General features: G+C 70.6%; 18 protein-coding genes. 3 read left to right on the forward strand and 15 right to left on the reverse strand.

Annotated elements, in window-relative coordinates:
• The first annotated feature begins 161 nt into the window (after positions 1–161).
• A complete protein-coding gene (locus ABD52_RS26800; RefSeq protein ID WP_013289214.1) occupies positions 162–1,034 on the forward strand; it encodes a hypothetical protein in 873 nt (290 codons plus the stop codon).
• 26 nt (positions 1,035–1,060) lie between these two features.
• Here the strand turns inward: ABD52_RS26800 and ABD52_RS26805 are convergent, their stop codons facing one another.
• Complete coding sequence (locus tag ABD52_RS26805) at positions 1,061–2,386, reverse strand: NYN domain-containing protein (RefSeq protein WP_013289215.1); 1,326 nt, start codon at positions 2,384–2,386, stop codon at positions 1,061–1,063.
• Between the two features lie 157 nt (positions 2,387–2,543).
• Here ABD52_RS26805 and ABD52_RS26810 point away from each other — a divergent pair, with 157 nt between their 5' ends.
• Both ABD52_RS26810 and ABD52_RS26815 read left to right on the forward strand, forming a co-directional pair.
• On the forward strand, positions 2,544–2,906 hold the full coding sequence (locus ABD52_RS26810) for a hypothetical protein (RefSeq protein ID WP_013289216.1): 363 nt from the start codon (positions 2,544–2,546) through the stop codon (positions 2,904–2,906).
• Positions 2,903–4,378, forward strand: coding sequence for a site-specific integrase (locus ABD52_RS26815; RefSeq protein ID WP_013289217.1), 1,476 nt, complete (start codon positions 2,903–2,905; stop codon positions 4,376–4,378). The genes ABD52_RS26810 and ABD52_RS26815 overlap by 4 nt, the downstream gene beginning before the upstream one ends.
• Before the next feature lie 254 nt (positions 4,379–4,632).
• Here ABD52_RS26815 and ABD52_RS26820 read toward each other — a convergent pair whose 3' ends face one another.
• From ABD52_RS26820 to ABD52_RS26885, 14 genes are all read right to left on the reverse strand, one after another.
• Positions 4,633–5,787: a hypothetical protein gene (locus ABD52_RS26820; protein ID WP_013289218.1), complete on the reverse strand. Its 1,155-nt coding sequence runs from the start codon at positions 5,785–5,787 to the stop codon at positions 4,633–4,635.
• Between the two features lie 3 nt (positions 5,788–5,790).
• On the reverse strand, positions 5,791–6,750 hold the full coding sequence (locus tag ABD52_RS26825) for a thiopeptide-type bacteriocin biosynthesis protein (RefSeq protein ID WP_013289219.1): 960 nt from the start codon (positions 6,748–6,750) through the stop codon (positions 5,791–5,793).
• On the reverse strand, positions 6,732–7,901 hold the full coding sequence (locus ABD52_RS26830; RefSeq protein ID WP_013289220.1) for a lanthionine synthetase C family protein: 1,170 nt from the start codon (positions 7,899–7,901) through the stop codon (positions 6,732–6,734). The genes ABD52_RS26825 and ABD52_RS26830 overlap by 19 nt, the downstream gene beginning before the upstream one ends.
• Complete coding sequence (locus ABD52_RS26835; protein WP_013289221.1) at positions 7,898–11,011, reverse strand: lantibiotic dehydratase; 3,114 nt, start codon at positions 11,009–11,011, stop codon at positions 7,898–7,900. The genes ABD52_RS26830 and ABD52_RS26835 overlap by 4 nt, the downstream gene beginning before the upstream one ends.
• A 93-nt stretch (positions 11,012–11,104) precedes the next feature.
• Positions 11,105–11,299 carry an FxLD family lanthipeptide gene (locus tag ABD52_RS26840; RefSeq protein ID WP_235437568.1) on the reverse strand — a complete coding sequence of 65 codons (195 nt, stop codon included), beginning with the start codon at positions 11,297–11,299 and terminating at the stop codon, positions 11,105–11,107.
• A 48-nt stretch (positions 11,300–11,347) separates the two neighbouring features.
• Positions 11,348–12,577 carry a methyltransferase, FxLD system gene (gene fxlM / locus ABD52_RS26845; RefSeq protein WP_013289223.1) on the reverse strand — a complete coding sequence of 410 codons (1,230 nt, stop codon included), beginning with the start codon at positions 12,575–12,577 and terminating at the stop codon, positions 11,348–11,350.
• A 350-nt stretch (positions 12,578–12,927) separates the two neighbouring features.
• Positions 12,928–13,698: a class I SAM-dependent methyltransferase gene (locus ABD52_RS26850; RefSeq protein WP_013289224.1), complete on the reverse strand. Its 771-nt coding sequence runs from the start codon at positions 13,696–13,698 to the stop codon at positions 12,928–12,930.
• Entirely contained in the window at positions 13,695–14,546 is an 852-nt protein-coding gene (locus ABD52_RS39875; RefSeq protein ID WP_161801645.1) for a hypothetical protein, read from the reverse strand. The genes ABD52_RS26850 and ABD52_RS39875 overlap by 4 nt, the downstream gene beginning before the upstream one ends.
• Positions 14,547–14,805: 259 nt before the next feature.
• Positions 14,806–15,936, reverse strand: coding sequence for a class II histone deacetylase (locus ABD52_RS26860; protein ID WP_013289226.1), 1,131 nt, complete (start codon positions 15,934–15,936; stop codon positions 14,806–14,808).
• Between the two features lie 46 nt (positions 15,937–15,982).
• Positions 15,983–17,188, reverse strand: coding sequence for a histidine decarboxylase (locus ABD52_RS26865; RefSeq protein ID WP_013289227.1), 1,206 nt, complete (start codon positions 17,186–17,188; stop codon positions 15,983–15,985).
• A complete protein-coding gene (locus ABD52_RS26870) occupies positions 17,185–17,958 on the reverse strand; it encodes a hypothetical protein (RefSeq protein WP_235437570.1) in 774 nt (257 codons plus the stop codon). Before ABD52_RS26870 ends, ABD52_RS26865 begins: the two co-directional genes overlap by 4 nt.
• 286 nt (positions 17,959–18,244) lie before the next feature.
• A complete protein-coding gene (locus tag ABD52_RS26875) occupies positions 18,245–19,690 on the reverse strand; it encodes an APC family permease (protein ID WP_013289229.1) in 1,446 nt (481 codons plus the stop codon).
• An 11-nt stretch (positions 19,691–19,701) separates the two neighbouring features.
• Positions 19,702–19,962: a hypothetical protein gene (locus ABD52_RS26880; RefSeq protein WP_152748329.1), complete on the reverse strand. Its 261-nt coding sequence runs from the start codon at positions 19,960–19,962 to the stop codon at positions 19,702–19,704.
• A 209-nt stretch (positions 19,963–20,171) separates the two neighbouring features.
• Positions 20,172–20,861 carry a hypothetical protein gene (locus ABD52_RS26885; RefSeq protein ID WP_013289231.1) on the reverse strand — a complete coding sequence of 230 codons (690 nt, stop codon included), beginning with the start codon at positions 20,859–20,861 and terminating at the stop codon, positions 20,172–20,174.
• Positions 20,862–21,175: the final 314 nt, after the last annotated feature.

The raw sequence follows: 21,175 nt of genomic DNA on the forward strand, positions 1-21,175 counted from the left end.
ACTCGACCGCCGGCCGCCCGGGCCGGGCATCAACAACCTTCGTCACACGCACGCTGGACAACGTAGGGGCTCCACGAGCCGCTCACAGAATCGCTGGAACCGCAATTGTCCAGATAAGAAGGTGGCCACTCCCGCCGAGCCAGTGGGAGGGGGTTCGGACGTTGCCGACACCGTGCGCCCGTGACGGCAAGGGCCCCGGCCACCCGTACGGGCTGCCGGACCTGGTCGAGCCGACCGGCACCCGTCACAGCCTGCTGCCGACGCCGACCGCAGTGGCCCACGGGTCGAACATGTCCCCCTCGGCGGGGGCGGCCCGCCGGCCGTCCCTGGCCGGCATCGCCTCGCGGTTGCTGCCGACGCCGACGGTGGCCGACAGCCGGTCCTCGGCGATCGCCACCGCCGGACGCACCACGCCCACCGGGCGCGCGGGCCGGGCGCCGAGCGACGCGGCGCGGCTGCTGCCGACGCCGAGAGCCAGCGACACCGGCACCCCGGGCCGACGGGCCGGCGTCGGATGGCGACCGCCGCTGTCGCAGGTACTGCTGCCCACCCCCAGGGCAACCGACGGCACCAAGGGCTGCCCCGGGCAACGCGGGTCGCACGGCGACCTCACCCTGCCGTCGGCAGCCGTGCAAGTTCCGGTCCGGACGCTGCCTACTCCGCGCGCCTCCGACGCACACGGGCCGGGTAAGCACGGTGACGGTGGCGCGGACCTGCGCACCACCGTGGCCGGGCTGGGCCAGCCCGACGCCGACCGGTGGGGGGTGTACGCCGCGGCGGTGGCCCGGTGGGAGCTGCAGCTCGGACGGCCCGTGCCGGAGCCGACCCAACCGGGGCGGCACGGCAAACCGGTCCTGGCGCCGCCGTTCGTGGAATGGCTCATGGGCCTCGACGAGCACTGGGTCACCGACCCAACTCTCGGGCTGCCGCGCACCGCCGCACTACGGGTTCTCGGCAACGGCGTCGTCCCCCAACAGGCTGCCGCAGCGTTGCGGCTATTGCTGTGCCCCCGTCGGTGGGAGGTGCGCGCGTGACCAGCGGTCGCCGCAGGTGGAACGCACTACGACGGATTCTCCGTCCGGCCTACCTGCTCGGTGCTGTTGGCAGATGGTGCGCCCAGCCAGGCGTGGACCGTCGCGACCTCATCGTCGGAGAACGTGATCTCCGCTGCGTCGGCGCGGCTGAGAACGTTGCCGACGAACGCTACTGCGATCTCGTCGGCTGTCGGTGGAGGTTGGCGGTGCAACGGGCAACCGCCGAACGACGTGCCCCGCACGACGAACCCGACGGCGTTGCGGCTGACCGGCAGCCCCTGCTCACGAAGGTGGTCACGAGCCCAGCTGGTGCACTGGGTCCAGTTGAACCGCTGAGACTGGGCGTACTCCGCGAGTGTCCGGTAGATCGCCGGCCACCAGGGTTGCGGCATCCGCGGCAGATCGAGCTGGTCGCCCAGGCGCTCGACGGGATCCGGCAGGGCGACGCGTGGTGGCGTCGCGGTGACGGCCTTCGGAGCCGGATGGCGGCTGGTGTCCCAGAGCAGGTGCTGCGACATCCGCAGGTCCGGCAACGTCAGGCTCGCCACGGCTCGGGCGAAGCTGCCAAAGCCGAACCAGTTGCTGTCGCTGACCGACGGACCGAGCTGCGTCCGCAGCCGGGAAGCGAGCGAAGCCATGTTCAACGGCTCGGTCGCTGCGGTGTACTCCTGGGTCACGATTGACCGGAAGGCCTCGTAGGCCTCGCTCTGACCAGAGGCAGGAATGTCACCGTCGACAGCGGCCACATGTTCGTCGAACCCCTCCTCCACCTCACTGTCGGGCTCGTCGTCGAGGTCGACCGACTCGCCCTGCACCAGTGCCAGCAGTTGCTGGCTGTCGAGAACCTGGTCGGCGATCGCGGTGAAGGCCTCAGCCGCGTCGGCCGGTGACACGATCATCGTTCGCCGGTCGGAGCGGCGCAGGCGTTGCAGCAGAGGGGTCATGTCGGAGTCGCCAGAGGCGATCACGAACTCGTCGTACCGGGTGTCGGCGGACAGCGCGTCGACGGCGTCGACGACGATCCTGATGTCGGCCGCGTTCTTTGTGCTGCTGTAGCGAGGGCAGTCGATCACGTCGAAGCCGGCTCGAACGAACGAGGGCCGAAACTTCGAGAAGTACAACCGCGTCTGCTCCCCGCCCGGGTCTGGGCGGTACACCCAGCCTGCGGGATTGAGGTAGCAGCGCAGGACCAGCCAGCGCCGCGCGCCATCCGTCGTGGCCGTCGTCGCCAGCCTGCGCAGCCATCCCGCCGGATCCTCGGCGAAGTGAACTGCCACGTCCGGATCCAACTTGTAGAGGCCGCTGAACACGTTATCGAAGTCGAGGTAGAGCGCCGCCCGAACGTGACTCACGAGCGCAACCTACCAACCCTGAGCAAGGACGCCATCACACGTACTGCCCCGCGGCAGTACGTGTGGTGGCGCGTGATGGTCCGCCACAAGCGAGGCCCACACCTGTCCGACCTGACTCCACTTCCCTCTCCCCTTTCGACGATTCGGAGTAATCACCGTGACCAGCCACGACATCGGTCCCCCAGAAGCGCCCAGCACCCCCGCCAGCGGTGGCGGAGTGTGGACCGAAGAGCGCATCCGCGCACTCGGCGCGATCACCGACCTGCCCACCGCCGGTCGTGTCTTCGGCCTGGGACGAGCCCTGTCCTACGACCTCGCCCGCACCGGCGAATTCCCAGCGCCGGTCCTGCGGGTCGGCGCCCGCTACAAGGTGCCCGTCGCCGGCATCCTCACCGCCCTGGGCCTGCCGCCGTCGCCCGGCGACTTGACCCCGAGCGGGATGCGAAGCGTCGATCACCACGACGAAATCAGCAGCATCGACCCGCCGCACACCGGCGGCGACGGAAAGAAGGAACCGTGACCCGCGCCCGTAACCCCGAAGGGGCCCTCACCAAGCGCTGCACCTGCACCGACCCCGACACCGGCAAACGGCTCGGCAGCCAGTGCCCGAAACTACGCCGCCCCGGCGGCGGCTGGCACCCCACCCACGGCGCGTGGGGCTACCAACTCGAACTGCCCGTCCGGCCCACGCAGCCGCGCCGGCAACTGCGTCGCTCCGGCTTCGACAGCCGCGACACCGCCACCGCCGAACTGCGCCACGCCCGCGCGCTACTCGACCTCGCCGGCGGCGAGGCCGACCTCGCCATCGAGGTCGGGGACCTGCTGCACGCCTGCCGGCCCGGCACGCCGCTGCCCGACCGCGACGCGGTCGCCGCCCGCATCCGCGCCGGCGTGCCCGCCTCCGTTCCCACCACCACCGGCGAATACCTGACCGCCTGGCTGGAAGGACGACGCGGGTTGGCGGAAAAGACCGTGCGCGGCTACTCCGACCACATCCGCCTGTACCTGGTCCCCCACCTCGGCAAGATCCCCATCCAGAGCTTGCGCACCGCCCACATCGAGGCCATGTTCACCGCGATCGGTCGCCAGCAGGACGCCATCCGCGCCGCCCGCGCCAGCACCGACCCCGACGTACGCGCGCGCGTCAAAGGCGTCCGGCCGATGGAAGCCTCCAGCATCCAGCGGCTCTACGCCACCCTGCGCAAAGCCCTCAACGATGCCGTCGTCCGGGCCAAGCTGATCCCCACCAACCCCGCCCTCGGCGTCGAACTACCCACGGCCAAGCGACCCAAGGCGCGGGTGTGGACTGTCAAGGCGGTCGAGCACTGGCATGCCACGGGCAAACGGCCGAGCCCGGTGATGGTGTGGATGCCCGCACAGGCCGGGCGGTTCCTCGACTACACCGAACGACACGACATCGTCCTCTACGCGATGTTCCTGCTCATCCTGCACCGCGGTCTGCGCCGCGGGGAGGCGTGCGGCCTGCGCGACCACGACGTCGACCTCGACGCCGGCTACCTCACCGTCGTCGAACAGATCACCACCGTCGGCTACACACCCATCACGCGACCCGTCAAGAGCGACGCCGGTGACCGCATGGTGCCCCTCGGCCCGAAAACCATCGCCGTCCTGCGGACCTACCTCGACATGCGCCGCCGGTGGAAGAGTGTCAGCGGTGACGACTGGCCAGACACCGGCCTGTTCTTCGTCCGCCCCGACGGCAAGCCGTGGCACCCACAGACCATCAGCGACCGGTTTGACCACCTGGTTGCCAAGGCGAAGCTGCCGCCCGTGCGGCTGCACGACCTACGCCACTGCGCCGCCACCTACCTACGCCACGGCGGCGCCGACATGAAGGAGGTCCAGGAAACCCTCGGCCACTCCACCATCGGCTTGACCTCCGACACCTACACCAGCGTCATCCTCGAACTCGAACGCGGAAGCGCCGACGCCGTCGCCGACCTCATCCCCCGCGACGACACCGCCGCCTAGCCCTGGTGCGGGGCGACAGGCGGCTCTTGCCGCAGGGCAGTCGATGAAGCCGCGATCCGTCAACCTACCCGCCCCACGCCTAATCGAACATACATTCGACGCGGCTGTGAAGGTGGTGCGGAGTTGGTGGCACAGCAGCTGTGGACGGCTCGCCCGCCGCGACGTATGGCTGGTACGCCACACCCGGTGGCAGGTCGTCGCCCGCGCCGGCGACCTCATTGGAAACCCCGCCACGAGGCTTCAGGCTCCTGGCGCTATCGCTGATGGTTTTCCGGTGAGGCGCGACCGCTGTCCGCTCGATGAAGCGCCTTTGCCACAACTGCCTCGGCCAGCGCTGCTGATCTGGAGATTTCCTGCACGGCCGTTTCCGGCAGCCCTCCTGGGGCAAGGCCCGCGCCGACGGTGATGCGACGCAGATCGGCACACTGGTCGGGCGTGGTGCCACCTATGGGTCCGCAGAAGCTGAGAACGTCCCGAGCGGCGTAGCCGTCGGCAATGTCGATGGCCTGCTGGGCGGTCTGGTAGAGGATTTCTGCCGCGAGTTTGGGCCGAGTAGGCGTGGCGAGGATCGCGGTGGCGAGTCCGAGTCGTGTGCGGTAGGACGCGTAGTTGGGCGCAGATATAGGCGCCGCGAGTTGTTCGGTGGCGACCGTGAGGTGGTGAGTGGCGTTTGCGTCTGCCGGTCCTATACAGATCACGTTGAGGCAGGTGGCGACCTGGTGCTCCCATAGCTGGGTGAGTGTGCTGCTGCCGAGGATTTTGCGTCCTTGATCGGGTTTGCCCTGGATGCAGGCGGCGATGACGGCTGCTTGTCGTCCTTCCATCAGGTGGCCGCCGATGCCGTTGTGCTTGCGAGCGTGCTCGGCAGCGCCGGCCCAACGGTTGCTCAGGGCGAGGATGCGGATGCCTTCGCCGAGCAGTTGCAGCCAGACCCACTCGCGCAGCTTGCGGCGTTCTCCAGCGTCGCCGTCGAGGGTGGCGGTGGGCAGGGCGTGTTTATCCAGGATGAGAGCGGTGCGGTGGGTGACGGCGTCGTACATGGCTTCGAGGAGGCGCAGTGCTGGCACACCGTGGTCAGCGCGGATCTGGAGGCGGGCAAGGTTAAGGACCGGTTCGAGCATGTACCGGGCTTCGAGGATCGAGAGCGGCCGGGCCGTGCGGCGGTAGGCGTTGATGTGTTGCCAGCACAGCTTCCTGGCTAGGTCAGGCATGCCGGCGTCGCTGGCGATGAGGGCCGCCTTGTTGAGGGCGTGTGCCGCGTCGGGCATCCCGTGCTCGCGCTTCTGGACTGCGGTGTCGGCCGCGTCGGCGATTTCCTTGATGCGCAGCGGCAAGGCCGGACAGTCGGGGCGCGGGCGACCGAGGAGCGGGAAGTAGCGCAGGGCGGCGGCGACGCTGGCGTGGTACATGGTTCAACTCCTGGGCAGGATGGCGGCGGTCGCGGCGTGGGCGAGGATTCCTTGTGCGTGGGCTGGTAGGTCGAGCCGGTTCCAGTGAAAGATCACGATCTGGGCCAGGACGGCGCGGATGCCTCGGCGGAGACGTCCGGCGTGGGTCGCGTCGGCGAGCTGTTGGCCCGCTGCGGCGAAGGCCGCCTGCCAGCCGCTGGCGTCACTGAGAGGTCCGCCGGGAGTGAACATCGCCGTGCGCGCGTTCGCCGGAAGCGCGAGGAGGGGCCGCATCTGCGCGGCGAGTCGGTCGATGCGGGTCGCGTCGGCGGCTGCGGGGACGGGTCGCATCTGGGCTACCTGGTCGAACATGTCCGCCGCCTCGTACCAGTCGAGTCCCGCGTGGTGCTGCAGGGTTCGGATGAGCAGCACTGACAGCTCGCGGCGGCCGATCAGTGGCGCGTGGTGTCGGGTGTAGTTGAGGACGGCTCGGCTGTCGGCGCAGAACAGCTCATGCACGATGGCCGTGCTGGTGTCTCCGCCGAACGCGGCGGTTTCGGGTTCGTAGATCCCTGGCTTCCACCCCGCGGTCACACCGTCGGCGGTGAGGTCATCGAGCAATGCGCGAACGGCTCCGTGGTGAGCGGCGCGGATCCGGAACCGCCAGTACGGATGTTTGCGCAGGAACCACCAGCCGGCCTGCCCGCCACCAAGTCGATCGAGGTGCGGGGCGAGGCTCGACCGGAACACGGCCTCGGCGGTGTTCCAGTCGATCGGCCTGATTAGGGCCTGCTGCCAGGTGTCGTCGTGCCGGCGTTGCAGAGCGGTAAGTCCGGCGGTGCGGTAGGTCTGCACGGCGGCGTCGAGGTCGTCCACGTCGACGTCGGCCCCGGCAGCCGCAGTGGCCATCGGAGTTCCCGCGAGGACCGCCTCCACGAGAGCGGCCATCCGGTGCGGGCTGACGGTCAGGCGATCAGTAGACATGTGTCCCACCTGGTGCGGGGAGGCGTGCTCGTACGCGCGGCTTCTAGCGCGAGGGACCAGCCGGACTGGCCTGTGAGAAGCCCGGGGTGATCAGGGCTAGGGCCTCGCTGGTTGAGGCGTTCAGCGAGCGTAGGGAGCTGGGCGGCGATGTCGGCTGTGCGGGCGTCGCGGACCGCCCGGTGCGCGGTGGCGTAGAGCCCGGCCAGGCCGTGACAGATGCCGAGTTCGGTGAGCCGGTCGAGTTGAGGCCCAGTCATGCTGGCCGCGAGGGCGGTCTCGGCCGCTACCTGGCGGTCGGGTTGGTTAGTGGCGATAGCCGCGAGTTGGAGGGCGCGGGCGATGCCGGGCGCGCCGTAGCACCACGACGGCCTACCAGGTACCTCTTGTTTGAACCGGCCGGCGCGTAGTTCGTCGCGGGTGAGCCATTGCGGCCACCACGGTCCGTGGGTGGTGTCCTGCTGCCATTGGTCGAACCAGGCGCACAGGCGCTCAATCGCCTCCTCCTGCCCCTTGACCTGCCGGCCGTTGCGCGTGGCGAGGGCGAGCAGGGCCAGCAGGCCGGCGGCGCCGTGGGCCATACCGAAATTGGCGTGGCCGCCCGGAGTGGGCATGAGCGGATCGGGGTCGTGGTCGACCCACCAGCCGGGAAGTTGCTGTCCGTCGTCGGTGCGGGGCTCGGTGAGCCCTACGACGTAGGTCAGCGAGTCGCCGAGTTCGTCGCTGTCAGGCAGGTCCCGCAGCAGGAGTGCGCCGAGCCCGGTGAGGCCGTAGAACAGGTCGTACTCGTTAAACGTGGCGGGTTGGCCGTGTCGGAGGCGATTGTCCGCGTCGGTGAGGCGGTCGCGGACGAGCCGCCGGACGTGCGGGGTGAGGTGTTGTCGGGCGGCGGTGTACCGGTCGCGGCCGTCGGCGGTGGCGGCGTTGAGCATGAACAGGATGGCCGGCGCCCCGTAATACAGACCGGCGTGGCGACCAGCGTCAACGCGATCGCCAGTGGCCTGTGCGACGAGATGACGCGCGGCTGTCCAGTCGCCAGTGCCGGTGAGCGCTCGCTCGATCGCCAGGAGCGCGACGCCGACCCCGCCGGTGGCGAGCGACTGCCCATCGGCTTCATCCGCTGCGGTGACGGGCTGCTCGGTGGCGGCGGTCATCGGGTATCTGCCGCTGCCAGGCAGCGCATCGCCGCCGCTCGCGCGGCATGGTTAGTGGCGCGCTCGAAGTCGGGGTCTACACCGACAGCACGCACGTGGTGCTCGTGCAGGAGGGTCCGTAGCACGGTGGTGGGGTCGCGCTGCGGCAGCAGACGCTCGTAGTAGGCCGACAAGGCGTGGTCGCGGGCCCGCCAGGCATCGGCAATGGCGTCCCCGCCGGGCAGAGCCCGCACGCTGCGGTAGTCGGTGGTGGGGTCGGCCAGCCGGCGGGCCAGGTCAGTGATCGTGCGCTCCGCTGGTGCCGCGGCTTGTTGGAGGCAGGCCAGCAGGGCGCCGTATCCGGTGTCCGGGTCGGGGGCGAAGGCGGCAGCCAGGCGTGCCATGGACGCTGCGGCGAGCGCTTGCGCGGGTATGTCGGTCTGCTCGGCGGTGCGGAGTTGAGCGATGGCGGCGGTGGTGTCGGCAGCGAAGACCTCTTCGGCGGCATGTTGGGCGGGGCCGTGGCCGTAGCGGGCGGGATGCTGGTGGTACGGGGCGAAGATGAGTTGGGCGGGTAGTGCGCGACGGGCGAGGTCGGCGGCGAACTCGGCCAGGATCGCGCAGGCGGCGGCGTGCGCGGCGGGTTCGTTGAGACGGAGGAACAGGGACAGGCGCTGGTCGGCTTCGACGCGGATGGTGTCGCGGTCCCGTCTGATCCACCAGCGCTGCAGGCCGAGGCCGGCGAGCCGGTCAGCCAGCCGGGGTAGGTGTGTGGTGAGTAGCTCGTCGAACCGGGCAGGGTTGCCGGCTATCTGCGTGTGGATGAAGGTGGAGGTGCCAGGCCGGAGCGTGTCACCCGGGGGTGCGGTGACCGGTAGTCGTCGGGCCGGCGGCGCGGTTGGTGTCATCGCGCTGAGGAATTCGGCCGGGTGGCCTCCGGTCCAGCCGTAGCCGTCTGCGGGGGCGTCTTCGCGGAGTTCGAGCCGTTCGGCGCCGCCCAGTCGGGCGCGCAGGAGAGCACGGTCGAGCGGACTGTCCAGGTCGAGGGGCAGCTGTAGCTCGTTCTGGCAGGCCACCACGCGGGCGGGCACGCGCCAGCGTCGCCGCCACTCGGTTAGAGCCGCATCCCACCGGCCCTCGGTGTCGCCTGCGCCGGGTGGCGTGTGGGGCGGTATATCAGCGGCGTTCAGCAGCCAGCGCGCCGGGGCAAGGATGACGCGGCGGTAGCGGATGCGGGGGATGTAGGGCAGGTTGCGGGCGGCTGCGCCGTGATCGAGGGGGCCGAAGGCGATGCTGCGGGCGTCGGCGACCTCGGCGAGGAACCGGGCAAGCGGTGGGGTTTGCACGATGGTGTCGAGGGCGTGCGGAATGTGCGGGACGATCCGGCGACCCGTCGGCTGGTGGACGAGGTACATCTGTTCGCTGTCGGCTGTCACGGCCACGTCGTCCAGGCTGATGTCCGGCCAGTCGGGCTGCTCGGACAGCGGAAGCACGAAGGGCAGGATTCGGCCGACGCGGGTGACGTTCTGGTTGCGCGGAAGCCGGGGCGGGAACGACACCTGCACCGCCAATTCCTCGTCAGCGTCCCGACCGCGGGTACTGAACGAGGCAGTGACCTGCTCCTGCTCGGTCGGTTCGAGGAGGTAGGAGAATCTGCCGGCCATGCTTGACGGGGTGCGTGGGGCGCCGGTGACCTGCACCGTGAACTCGCCCCGGTCAATGGCGTCGGCGGCGGTGGCGTGAACGGCGAAGGCCAGCTCGACTCGGGGCGGCCTGACGGCGGTGTGGTGATCGCCGACCGTGAGCGCCTCGATGTCGGCGTCGGTGAGGTGGATCTCGCCAGTGTTGTCGAGGATCGCCTGCTGAATCAGCGCCTGCAGGTGCGTGTCGCGTTCGGTGATGACCCGCCAGGCGGGGCGGGCGCGGGGTGCGCCGAGGTAGCCGGTCGGGTAGCCGAGGCCGGAGTCGGCGAGCAGGTCACGCACGGGTACCAGCGCGCCGGGGCCGTAACGGTCGCGGAAGCGGGCGTGGTAGTCCAGCCACGCCACCGATCCGAAGGGCTGAGTGCTCAGGCGCAGCAGCAGGTCGACGGCGAGCGCCGCTTCGGCCAGCACCGGCGGCGGGAGGCTGATCTGTGCGTCGAGGCGCACGTCGATGGCGAGCTGGTGCTCGGCGTTCGGCGCCAGCACGGTCATCGGCTCGGTTACCGCAGCTCGGATGAGCATCGCCTCCGAGCCGTCCACCTGCGCATCGTGGCGCGCCAGCTCCTGGCGGATCGCGCAGAGCTGGTCGAGACTGGCCGTCACCTGGGGCAGCTCGGCCGCCTCGGCGCTGTGCAAGGCGTCAATGACGTGGGTCAGGCCGTCCACGGCGGTCATGGGTGGGCGAAGGTTGGTGATGAGGAAGCCTCCATCGATCAGGCCGTGCAACATCGCCTCGACGGTGGCGACCGCCACATGAGGCACCTCGTGCATGATCTGTGCGAGGAGCCGATCGAACCGAATCGGCCACGCAGCGACTTGCAGGGCCAGCCTTACCGCTGCCGTGTTCCTGGTGGACGTCTCACGCAGCATTCCCGGCGTCCGCTGCCCCACCGGCGGCCAGGCGGCGACGATGACGCGGCCATCGCGCACCACGGCGGCGCTGTCGGCCACCACGAACAGCCGCCGCCGCAGAGCGTGATGCGCCTCCAAGCGGTCAACAACGCACGTGAGCCATTCGCCGTCTACCCGTGCCACCGCACGATGCTTGTCTCCGAACGTCGCGGAGGCCGGGCCGACGGTGGCGGTCGTGACGGCGGCGAACAGCCCGAATGGTGTTGTCCGTCGCTGCCAGCGCAGCAGGTAGCCGCAGGTAGCGAGGACCGCCCGACGCACGGCGGCGGCCGTCGTGCCGGACGCGTCGGCGGCGAGGAGCTGGTCGACGCGGCGGGCCAGGTGCGGGCTGGCTATCGAGATGGCGTCCCGGACGTCAGGTCGGCTCCACTGGCCGGCCAGCCAGGCGAGACCGGCCTCGGTGCTCGCCGCAGGGCCGATGAGGTCCGGCCCGGGTTCGGGACCGAGGTTGCCGGGATCGGTGCTGGCCCGGACCAACGCCGGGCCGACCGGTTCAAAGGTGCGCTGGGGCAGCATTCGACGCCTCCTGCCGCAGGGAAGGGGGGATGGCCGCCGGAGCCCGCGAAGCACGGGCTCCGGCGGCACAGAGGTGTTGCGGGGGCCTGGTGGTCAGGCCGGGTCGTACGACGAGGTGGCGCAGGCGCTGGTGTTGCAGGTGCTGCCGCAGCCGTCGCTCGTGCTGCAGGCCATGATCACCAGCGGCGTGGTCGCCTCGATCACCCGCATGTCGAGCACGAAGTCGTCGTCGGTGACGACCTCGGCGTCGATCGGCGGGGCGTCGAGGACCGCAGTCGGCGGAGCCATCGACATCACTCTCCTTCCCTACAGGGGTTGTGTGGTGCCACCTGGTCGTCAGGACCAGGAGATCGAGATAACGCCGTGCGTCTTGTCCATGACCGCGGCGTCGGCGGGGATACGCGTGTGGTCGCTGTCGGAGGGCCAGTAGCCGAAGCGGGGCTCGACGTGGCGCCCGTCGCGATCCCAGGCCCGGATCTGCTCGACCATCGCGGCGGCGGCTCGCTCGCCGTCGGGGCCGAAGGCGCGGGCCCCGAACTCGAACCCCTCCCCCTCGGTCGCGGGTCGCACCGCCAGGTAGGCGAAGCCCGCGCCGTGCACGACACCGAAGGGAAACCAACGGCGTTCGGCGGCCAGGTCGGTTCCCTCGTCGGCCGCGACCCGGCAGAACCCGGGCAGGAACCACGCGAACCACAGGTGCAGATCGGCGAACGACACCCCGTTGCCGATCGTCACACCGGACCACAGCTCGGTGCGCTCCATGGCGAGGACGCCATCGAGCCGGTCCAGCCGGTCAGGCACATCGGAGTCGAACAACAGCCGGACGTGCCGGCCGTTCGCGTCGGGCAGGAGGAACACCCGGTCCGGGCGCGCGCCGGCACCCTGCATCGGTACGAACCCAGCAACCTCCACCGACGCGCTGATGAGGTGATCGCCGTCGCGGCGGAACCCGATCGTCCTCGTCACCGCGTTCATGATCAGCGGCAGGACGATGACGCCGCCCTCACGGAGCTGGTCGAGCAGGGCGGGGGCGATATCCCACGCCCCGACGGTGACGATGATCGCGTCGAACGGTCCCTCACCGGGCACGCCGTGCTCGGCATCGGCGACGAGGACCCGCACTCGGCTGCCGTAGCCGTTTTCTTCCAGCAAGGTCGCGGCCCGGTCGGTGACCTCCGGATCGATGTCCACGCTGACCACCCGACCCTGCGGCCCGACGATCTCAGCGAGGTACGCGGCGTTCAGCCCACCAGAGCCGACCTCCAACACCGTCATGCCCGCCGCGAGGTCGGCCTGCTCCAGCATCCGCGCCTGAATGTAGGCCGCGGACACCGACGAGATCGCCACACCGTGCTCGTCGCGCTTGGTCACCACGGAGTTGTCGAAGCCGTAGGCGACGTCGAGGTCGGTGTCGGAGGGCATGAACCGCTCGCGCGGCACCCGGCGCACCGCCGCTTCCACCACCTCCGAGGTGATTTTCCCCTGGGCGCGCAGGTCGCCCACGAGAGCCGCGCGCAGCTCGGCGGCGCGGTCGGCGGCGAATCCTGTGTCGGCTGTCTGGCTCACTCGCTACTTCCTCTTCCTCGAAGCGGGTCGGTCGGGTCGGGTCGGAACACTGTTTTCCGCTGGCAACGGCCAGGACAGCATCGACGGTGCGGCCAGCGGTGCTATCGGGTCCGGGTGGGCCGGCGGCAGGGGGACGGGGGTGCCCGCTGCCGCCGGCCCGTGACCGACCATCCCGTGGACACCCCGGTCACGGCGGCCGGTCAGGTAGCCGCCTCGCGGCGACTACGGGTGAGGGCTGATGGATTTCGGGTCTCCTACAGCCCTGGCCATTTGGAGGCTCAGCGCTCGGCGGGTGGGGAGGCTGAAGTGGCTCAGCGGCTCGCCTCGCCGGCGCGGCGGGCCTCATTGGTTCAGGTCCCCTTGTGGGCGTGCACGGCGCGGCGTTCGTACGAGCCGAGGAGCACGCCGGGGTCGGCCATGAGGTCGATGAATCGGCCGAGATCGGCGTGGCTGAGTTCGGGCTGGATCAGCAGGGGCCGGAGGTGTTCGGCCGCGTCGGCGAGGATTCGGCAGCCGGGACCGCCGCCGGCCCAGGTCTCGATGCTTCGGTGGGTGCACACGGTCTTCATGCCGTTGGCGACGAGCAGCTCGGGAACGTCGTTCGGCCAGGTGGCGCGTCCGCCCGGATCGGTGACGAGCCCGTAGATCCTCGTCACGAGATGCTGAATCAGGTCGGCGTCCTCGCGGTGCGGGCGGCGGAAAACCCGAGAGGGAGTGAAAGGAAGGTCAGCCAAGATAAGCCAGCCGTCGGGACGCAGCCGGTCGATCATCTGTCGAATCACGGCGTTGGAGTCGGGCAGGGCGCCGTGTAGCCACCGCGCGACGGCGAGGTCGAAGGTGTCGGCTTCGCCGGGCAGCTCGTCACCGTCGAGGTTGCGCTGGTAGACGTCGATGACGGCGGTCGGAGCGAGATAGCTGGTGTCTTTGTCGACCGCGGTGACCCTGCCGCTTGGCCCGACGAGGCGGGCCAGGAGGGCGGTGATCTCGCCGGTGCCGGCGCCGATTTCCAGGATGCGGTGGCCGGGCCGGATCTCGAGGCGGTCCAGTTCGTGGCGGATGGTTGGGTCGAGCAGTTCGAGCAGTTGTGGCGGACGCAGCCGGCCGTTGTGGGTTGTCGTCATCCCGATGCTCCTTGTCGATCCGATTCGCAGGGCGTGTAGGCGAGGGTGAGCACTACCGGGGATGCGCGGGGCATCTCGCGCCGGTCCAGTGGTGGCGGCGGGGGTGCGGTGGGGTCGACGGGCGGCGGCTCCCACCATCGGCCCGGGGAGTAGGTGCGGGTGAGCAGGAGCAGGTAGGAGCGTGTCCGCCAGCCGGCGGACGTCAGGCGAGCGTGCTCGTAGGCCAGGACAGCGCCGGTGCTCGGGTGCAGAATGAGCAGGTACCGCTCCCGGCCGTCACCGCTGATCGTGCGGATGCCGATGCCGGAGCGACCGGCGTGGTCGAGCGTGTCGGGATGCGCGGTCAGGCCGGCGGTGTCGGCGAGGACCCACGCGGTAAGGCCGCGTCGCAGCGGGCCAGGGTTGTGCCAGGTGTTCAGCGTGGCTAGACCGTCCATGAGCGCCGCGTTCTCGCTACGCCGGGAGGTCTGCAGGTGTGCCTGCGCTAGGAGCCAGTCGGTGCTGTGGTAGGCCCGGAAGAGGTTCTTGTCGTGGAGCCATCCGGACGGCCAGAAGTCGCGGCGAAGGTTGGGGTGACGGGTCAGGGGTGGGTACCGCTGTGCCAGTTCCGCGCCGGAGTTGTCGTCGGCGTACCAGCGCACGACGTCGCGCATGCTCGGTTCACCGCCGCTGTTGAACCAGGCACGGTGGTACACCACGTCGTAGGTGCCCTCGACCGCATCGCAGGTATCCGGGGTGATCCGGGCTGCGAGGTCGAGCAGGACCGGGCGGGCTGGCTGGCCGGACCGCAGCCTCGTCGGCGGTGGAGTGCGGGTGATCCCGACGAGGTAGCCCTTCGGCATCGGCACGCCGCAGCCGTGTGGCGGTGAGGCCAGTAGCGGGAACTGTCCGCGAGCCGGTGGGGGCACACAGCCTACGGCGAGGGCTGCGGCAAGGACAGCCACGACGCTGCGGCTTGTCCGCCGGCTGCCCGCCACGGCGGGTGTCCGAGCCGCCGTCGTGCGCGTGTGTACGTCGCCGGGCTGGGCACCAGGCGCGGCGGCGACACCCTGACGTGAACGACTCTGGCTGCTATGGGGTACGGAATTCATGACGTCCTACCTGGCGTCAACTCGCCGTGACGGGCGTGCCGAGGCGTGATACGAGCTGCGCGGCCTCGCTGATTGCGGCCTGCTGCTGGGGTGTGAGGGGCTCGGCGGCGTAGCCGGCGACGACGGCGGCGAGCGGGTCGGTGACGTGGGTGGTGGTGCCGGCGAGTTCTTCGAGGAACGCGAGGGCGCAGTAGGGGACGTACCAGGGGTTGTATCCGCCTTCGTGGGCGGCGATGAGCCGGCCGTGGCAGAGCCGGTCGGCCGCGTCGATGAGCAGCCGGGTCATTTCGCGGTAGGAGGCGGCGGTGAGCATTTGCCGCGCCAGGGGGTCCCATACGTTGGCGTCGAAGCCCGCCGCGAGCAGGATCAGGTCCGGTGCGAAGCGGTCCAGCACCGGCAGGACCACCTGGTGCATCGCGGACAGGTAGGCGGCGTGGCCGCTGCCGGGCGGTAGGGGCACGTTGAGGGCGTAGCCGGTTCCGTAGCCGGTGCCGTTTTCGTGGGTCCAGCCGGAGTCGGGTGGGAAGCACCCGGCTTGGTGCAGGCTGATGGTGAGCACGCTCGGGTCGTCGTAGAAGATCGATTGGGTGCCGTTGCCGTGGTGGGCGTCGAAGTCCACGACCGCGATGCGGGCCAGTCCGAGTTCGGCTTGGGCGTGGCGGGCGGCGACGGCGATGGAGTTGAACAGGCAGAAGCCCATTCCGGCCTCGGCGGTGGCGTGGTGTCCGGGCGGGCGTAGCAGGGCGTAGCCGTTGGTGATGTCGCCGTGGACGGCGGCGGTGACGAGTTCGATGAGCCCGCCTGCGGCGAGGCGGGCGATGTCGTAGCTGCCGTGCCCGACCGGGGAGAATCCGTCTCCGGCGTCGCCTCCGGCGCGTAGATCGCTTTGGGCCTTGATGTGCTGCACGTGCGCCTCGGTGTGCACGCGCAGCAGTTCCGCGACGGTGGCCCTGCGAGGCTCGATGCTCATCAGCTCGCCGAGCAGCCCCGAGGCGTGGATCAGCTCGTGGACCCGCCGTTTGGCCTCGGGATTCTCGATGTGCGCGGCGGGTGGGATACCGGCGGCCGGGTTGGCGGGCAGCAGGCCGGCGCTGGTGCCGGTGTCGTGCCACAGGTACTCGGGATGGAAGACGTAGCCGGTGGTCATGGTGGGTGCCCTTCGTTAGTCGGGGCCGGTGCCGAAGCGGGACGGGTCAGTGCGCGGGGACGCTGGTGGGTGTTGGCGTCGCGGGCCGGGGTCGCGGGATCGGTGGCGGTGCGGGGGCGGCGGCGAGGTCGGCGACGAAGGCGTCGATCTGTCCTCGGGTGATGCCGGGCATGCAGATGAGGTGGCTGGTGTCGCCGTCGGTGGCCAACAGCCACTTCCTGCGTACCTGCCCGGGTGGGGTGGGTAGGACGACGGTGAAGGCGTGCGGGTGTCGCCAGGCGGGCCAGCCGGCGGCGTTGAGCCGGTCGGTGGTGTAGGCGGCGAGGCGGCGGGCTGCGGTGGCCCGCCACCGGTGCCCTTCGCGGCCGTGGGTGGCGATGGCGTGCCACAACAGCGCGGCAGCCAGCCCGCACCGAGAACCGGTAATGGTGGTGTCCGCCATGGCGGTGTAGGCGACACGGCTACCGTGAATGCGCAGGTGGTCGCGGATGAGCACGATCCCGCACGGGGTGGGAACGCCGAAGAACTTGTGACCCGATACCGCAATGCTGCTGATGCCGCTGGCGTCATCGAGGCGCAGCCGCCCGTCGAGGGCCAGGGGGATACCGGACAGGGCGGCGTCGACGTGCAGGTGCCCGCCCGCGTGGTGCTCGTCGAGGACCGCGCGGATGCGGCCGGTGTCATCGACCGCCTCGGTCATGGTGGTGCCGGCGGTCGCCACGACGATGGCGGGCCAGCGACGCCGCCTGCGTAGCTGTGCGGCGAGGTGCGTGTAGTCCATCTCCCCGTCGGGCTGCGCGTGAACGGAAACGCCTCGGGCTCCGAGCAGGCGCACCACCTTCGGTACGGAGTAGTGGGCGGCGGTCGAGTAGTAGATGCGGGCGGTGGGGTCACGCCGGTGCGCGGCGTGCAGGGCGGACAGGTTGCCTTCCGTGCCGCCGCTGCTCACGTAGCCCCACCGGTCGTCGGCGGGCATGGCGAGCAGGTCAGCGACCCAGGTGATCACCGCGCGTTCCAGGGCCCGCGTGTGGGCCACGCCGCCGGTGTCGGTGGGGTCGCCGATGTTGTTCCACAGCCTGCCGCCGAGGCGGGTCATGACCTCGGTGTGGTCGAGGTCCACGGCGCCGGGGAATCCGATGCTCGTGGCCGCCGCGGCGTCGGCCTCGCGTACGAGGTGATCGAGAACGGCCGTGATGTCGATCTGCGCGCGGCTCAGGTCCGCGGCGTCAGGGAGGTTCAGAGTGTGGGTCACGCCGGCAGCCCGTGAAGGTGCGCGGTGAGGGTGTGGTGCAGCGCGCCGAGGTGCCGCCACACCGCTCGGGTGGCGTCGTCGCCGTCCTCGGTGAGGTTCTCGTGCCGGTTGTAGTAGGTGACGCGGTCCGGGTCGAGGGTGCGGTTGCAGCGGATGCCGTCCACGCCCAGGCACGCGTGCGGGTCGCGGTCGATGTGCAGGGCGGTGCCGTCGGTCAGCAGCACGTACGCCTGACCTTTGAGGTCGAAGACCGACAGGCGGTGTCCGGTGGCGGGTAGGTCTCGCAGGGTGTGGGCGAGCTGGTACCAGCGGCCCTGGTCGGAGTCGAGGGTGCTGACCCCGGCACCGACGTAGGTCGCGTGCTCGGGCAGGCTCATGTCCCCGCCGTTGACCATCGAGCCCTCGGGGCCGAGGGGATGCCAGCGGCGCCGCGCGGAGGCTGCGCGGGTGATGTTGTCCCGGGCTACGCCGTCGAGGTCCGCCAGCAACCTCGGGAGGTCGTCCGCGTCTGGGGAGGCCAGCCACAGCCGGTAGGCGGTGTGCAGCCGGTAGCCGTGGGGCTCGCCCGGCGCGTCGGAGACGAAGAACAACACCACCCCGTGCGGGCCGAGCGCCTCACGCCCACCGAACCGTTGATCCGCCTCGACCATGTGACCGGTGTTGATCCGCTTGCACCGGTACGCGACCTGCTTGCGCAGGTCGGCCCAGCGGCGGACCTCCGGCGGCACCCTGTCATCGACAGGCACGTGCTCGTACGGCGGAGCCGACACGGTCGGGTGCATGGGCTGCGCGGACGGGGGCGGGGGAAGCATGGTCTCCGGCGTTCGCGAGTAGTCGGCCGGCATCCGCGCCGTCCCGTAGCCGGGCCCCGGCGCGGGGGCGGTAGGCCCCGGCGGGTGAGCGGCAGGCCCTAACCCGTACGCCGGGTGTTCCATCGGCACGGCGGGCGGTGCCGTCTGCGGGTGCTCCGGTCGCCATCCGGCTTCGGCTTGCTCGACGCTGTAGTGCCTGCCTGGAGGCGGTGTGGCCGCGTGGGTCATCATCGTCGCCCCCTTGTCAGATCGAGACGCTGATCGCGTCGGGAACGGCGTGCGTGCTCGGGGTGCCACGGCCGATACCGGCGTAGACGTCCGGACGGGACTGCCGCAGATGCCCCGCCCACACCCCGCCGAGGACGGCGGTGGCGGCGAGGATCGTGGGCAGCAGGAACGGATACAGCGAACCCGGCGCGGCACCGAGCAGGGAGCCGGCGTTGCCGACCATCAGTCCCAGCAGCACCAGCCCGCCCAGCACCCCCAACGCGGGTGCGAGCCGCCACTCCCACGCGCCGGCCTGTGGGCCGCGCACGCTCGCCGGTGCCACCATCGCCGCGACAGAGGCGGCCAGCAGCAGGCACAGCAGGCCCATCGCCCCCAGCGTCGACAGCCACGTGAACATCACCGCGATCGGCTCAGCGCCAGCTAGCGCGAACGCGCCCACCACCACCGAGGCGATGGCTGTCTGCGTCAACGAGCCGCCGCGCGGCGCGCTGACCCGGGCCGTGCTGCCGGTGCGCGCGAGAGCGGCGGGCAGGACGCCTTCGCGCGCCAGGGCGAACACATACCGGGCGACAACGTTGTGGAAGACCAGCTTCGAGGTGAGGATCGCGAGGATCAGGACCAGCTCCGCGAGCACCACCCACCCACCGCCGAGGCGTTCCAGGATCGAGAACGGCAGCCCTGCCGCCGGGTTGGCAGCCACCTCGCCGACGGCGTCGGGGCCGACCGCCACGCCCATCGCCCACGCCGCGAGGGCGTACACGCCGCCGAGGACGACCACCGCGCCGATCGTGGCCCGGCCTACCGACCGGCGGTCGACGGCCTCCTCGACCATCGATCCCGGGGCGTCAACGCCCATCAACGCCGCCACGCAGAAGGCCACCGCGCCGCCGACGCCGCTGACCGCCAGCCCCAAGGCGTCGAAGCCCGCCCACGACAGCCCGCTGTCAGCCGGCTGCCCCACACCTGCAAGGACGAACGCGGCGACGATCAGCAGCGACACCGCCAGCACGGCCACCAGGACCCGGGTGGATAGCACGATCGCCCGCGTACCGAAGGCCCCGATCACGGCCAGGGCGAGGCCCGCCCACACCCACCAGGCCCCACCGAGTTGCCCGGCCAGCGTCGCCCCGACCAACCCGTACAGACTGATCTGAATAGCGTTGTAGGCAACCAGGGCGACCAGGCCGGCGGCGACACCCCAGCCGCGCCCGAGGCTGTTGGCGAGGATGCCGTAGTAGGCCGCCGGGTGTCCCACCTGCCGGGCCATCGCCGTATACCCCACCGCCAGCAACGCCACCACCGCCGCGACGAGCACGAACACCAGTGGCAGCGCCGTCACCCGCGTGGTCGCGTAGGTGGCGACGATGCCTCCGGCGAGCACCACCGTCGGCGCCGACGCCGCCGCCCCGAACACCCACAACCCGACAGGAGTCAGCGTTCGTCGGGCGAGCGCCACCTGCATGTGCGTCGAGCTCACCGCTGCCCCCGCTCCACCAAATCCGGGCAACACGAGAGCCGGCAGCCATCCACCGGATGCCTGCTCACGTCCGCCGCATTCGCTGGGACGAGAAACACCGCCGCCGGACGTACCGGGCCGCCGCGCCAGTAGCTCCGGTCACGGTCGAGCCGCCGCTGCGCGGTCTCGACATCGGGGGTGAAGCCGAACAGGTCGTGAGAACCATTGGCCCACTCCCGTCGGATCGCATACCCCCACGCGAACTCGTCCGACGTCACGTCTCCCGCGTCCGTCACGGCGGCATCGACACGCGCAGAGGACGGCCAGGGTGGCAGCCACCGTCCGGCGTTGCACCGTGGCGGGGCCAAGGCTCGTATACGGGTCAGAGCGGACAGCATGAGGGATGCCTCCTTCGATAGCAGGGCGCGAAAGGGTGAGCCAGCGAGGTCATCGCCAGCAGGTGCTCAACCACGGGGTGGTCGGACGATCAGGGAGAACGAGGTGACGCCGGCACGGCACGACGACGCAGCGGCATAGCGGAGCGATGCGCGCGCACGCGGCACGGCAACCCGTCGGACCGACGGTCGCCAGGAGCAGGCCGCCACATCCGCCACAGCGCCGGACCGCCGGGCTCCAACAACACCGGCGACCGCGGCTCATACCCGAGCCGAGCGAACACGCTGTCTCGCGGCCGGGCACCGCTGACCTCCGCGTACGCCGGCAGCCCCTCCGCGTCGAGCCTGCGGTGATAGCTGGCCAGCAAGGCACCTGCAGCACCGCTCTGCCCGGGACCAGCCGCGAGATGAGCCAGGTAGTGATGCGGCGTATGCGGAAGCACCGCATCGACGTAGGCGTGCAGCAACGCGAACCGGGGTGCGTGCGATCCGAGGATCCGTTGCAGGTCGTACACCCACCACGCAGCCGGCACCGGCGGCTCCAACCGCGAATACCAAACCGCTACAGCGGAGTGGTCGTCGGTCGCGGCAACCTGGCCCTCGTCCAACCCGCGCGTCAGCACAAGTCGTGCGTAGCGGCGCAGAACACCGGAACGCTGACCTGCATCCGGGACCAGCCAGGCGGCCGTCGGTTGGGCCAACAGCGCATCCATCACGACCCCCGACAGCGCCTCAACGTCCTCACTGGTCGCGCTGCGGACCGCCGTCCCCGAAGGCATCATGTCGCGTCCCTCGCGGATCGGCTCGGGCCGCTGTTTCCATCATCCGCGTCCGCCACCTCCGACTCGGCAGCGTGTGCCACCCGTTGCCGGGACATCCGCCGGGCCGAATCAAGCGCGCGCTGAAAGGTTGCGGCGACGTGCAGACTTTCCGACGGAACGCCCGCCGGGGGGAGACGTTGCTGCGCCGCTGAGTTCCCCCCGCTTTGATGGAGCGGTGGTTACCTGCTGCCGGCTGGCGCAGGGGTGGCGATTGGTGGCTCGGCTGGCTCGGTCTGGCGGCTGTGCCAGGCGGTCTCGTACTCGTTCGGGCTGAG

This window comes from Micromonospora sp. RV43 (genome assembly GCF_001029515.1).
Classification (GTDB): domain Bacteria; phylum Actinomycetota; class Actinomycetes; order Mycobacteriales; family Micromonosporaceae; genus Micromonospora; species Micromonospora aurantiaca.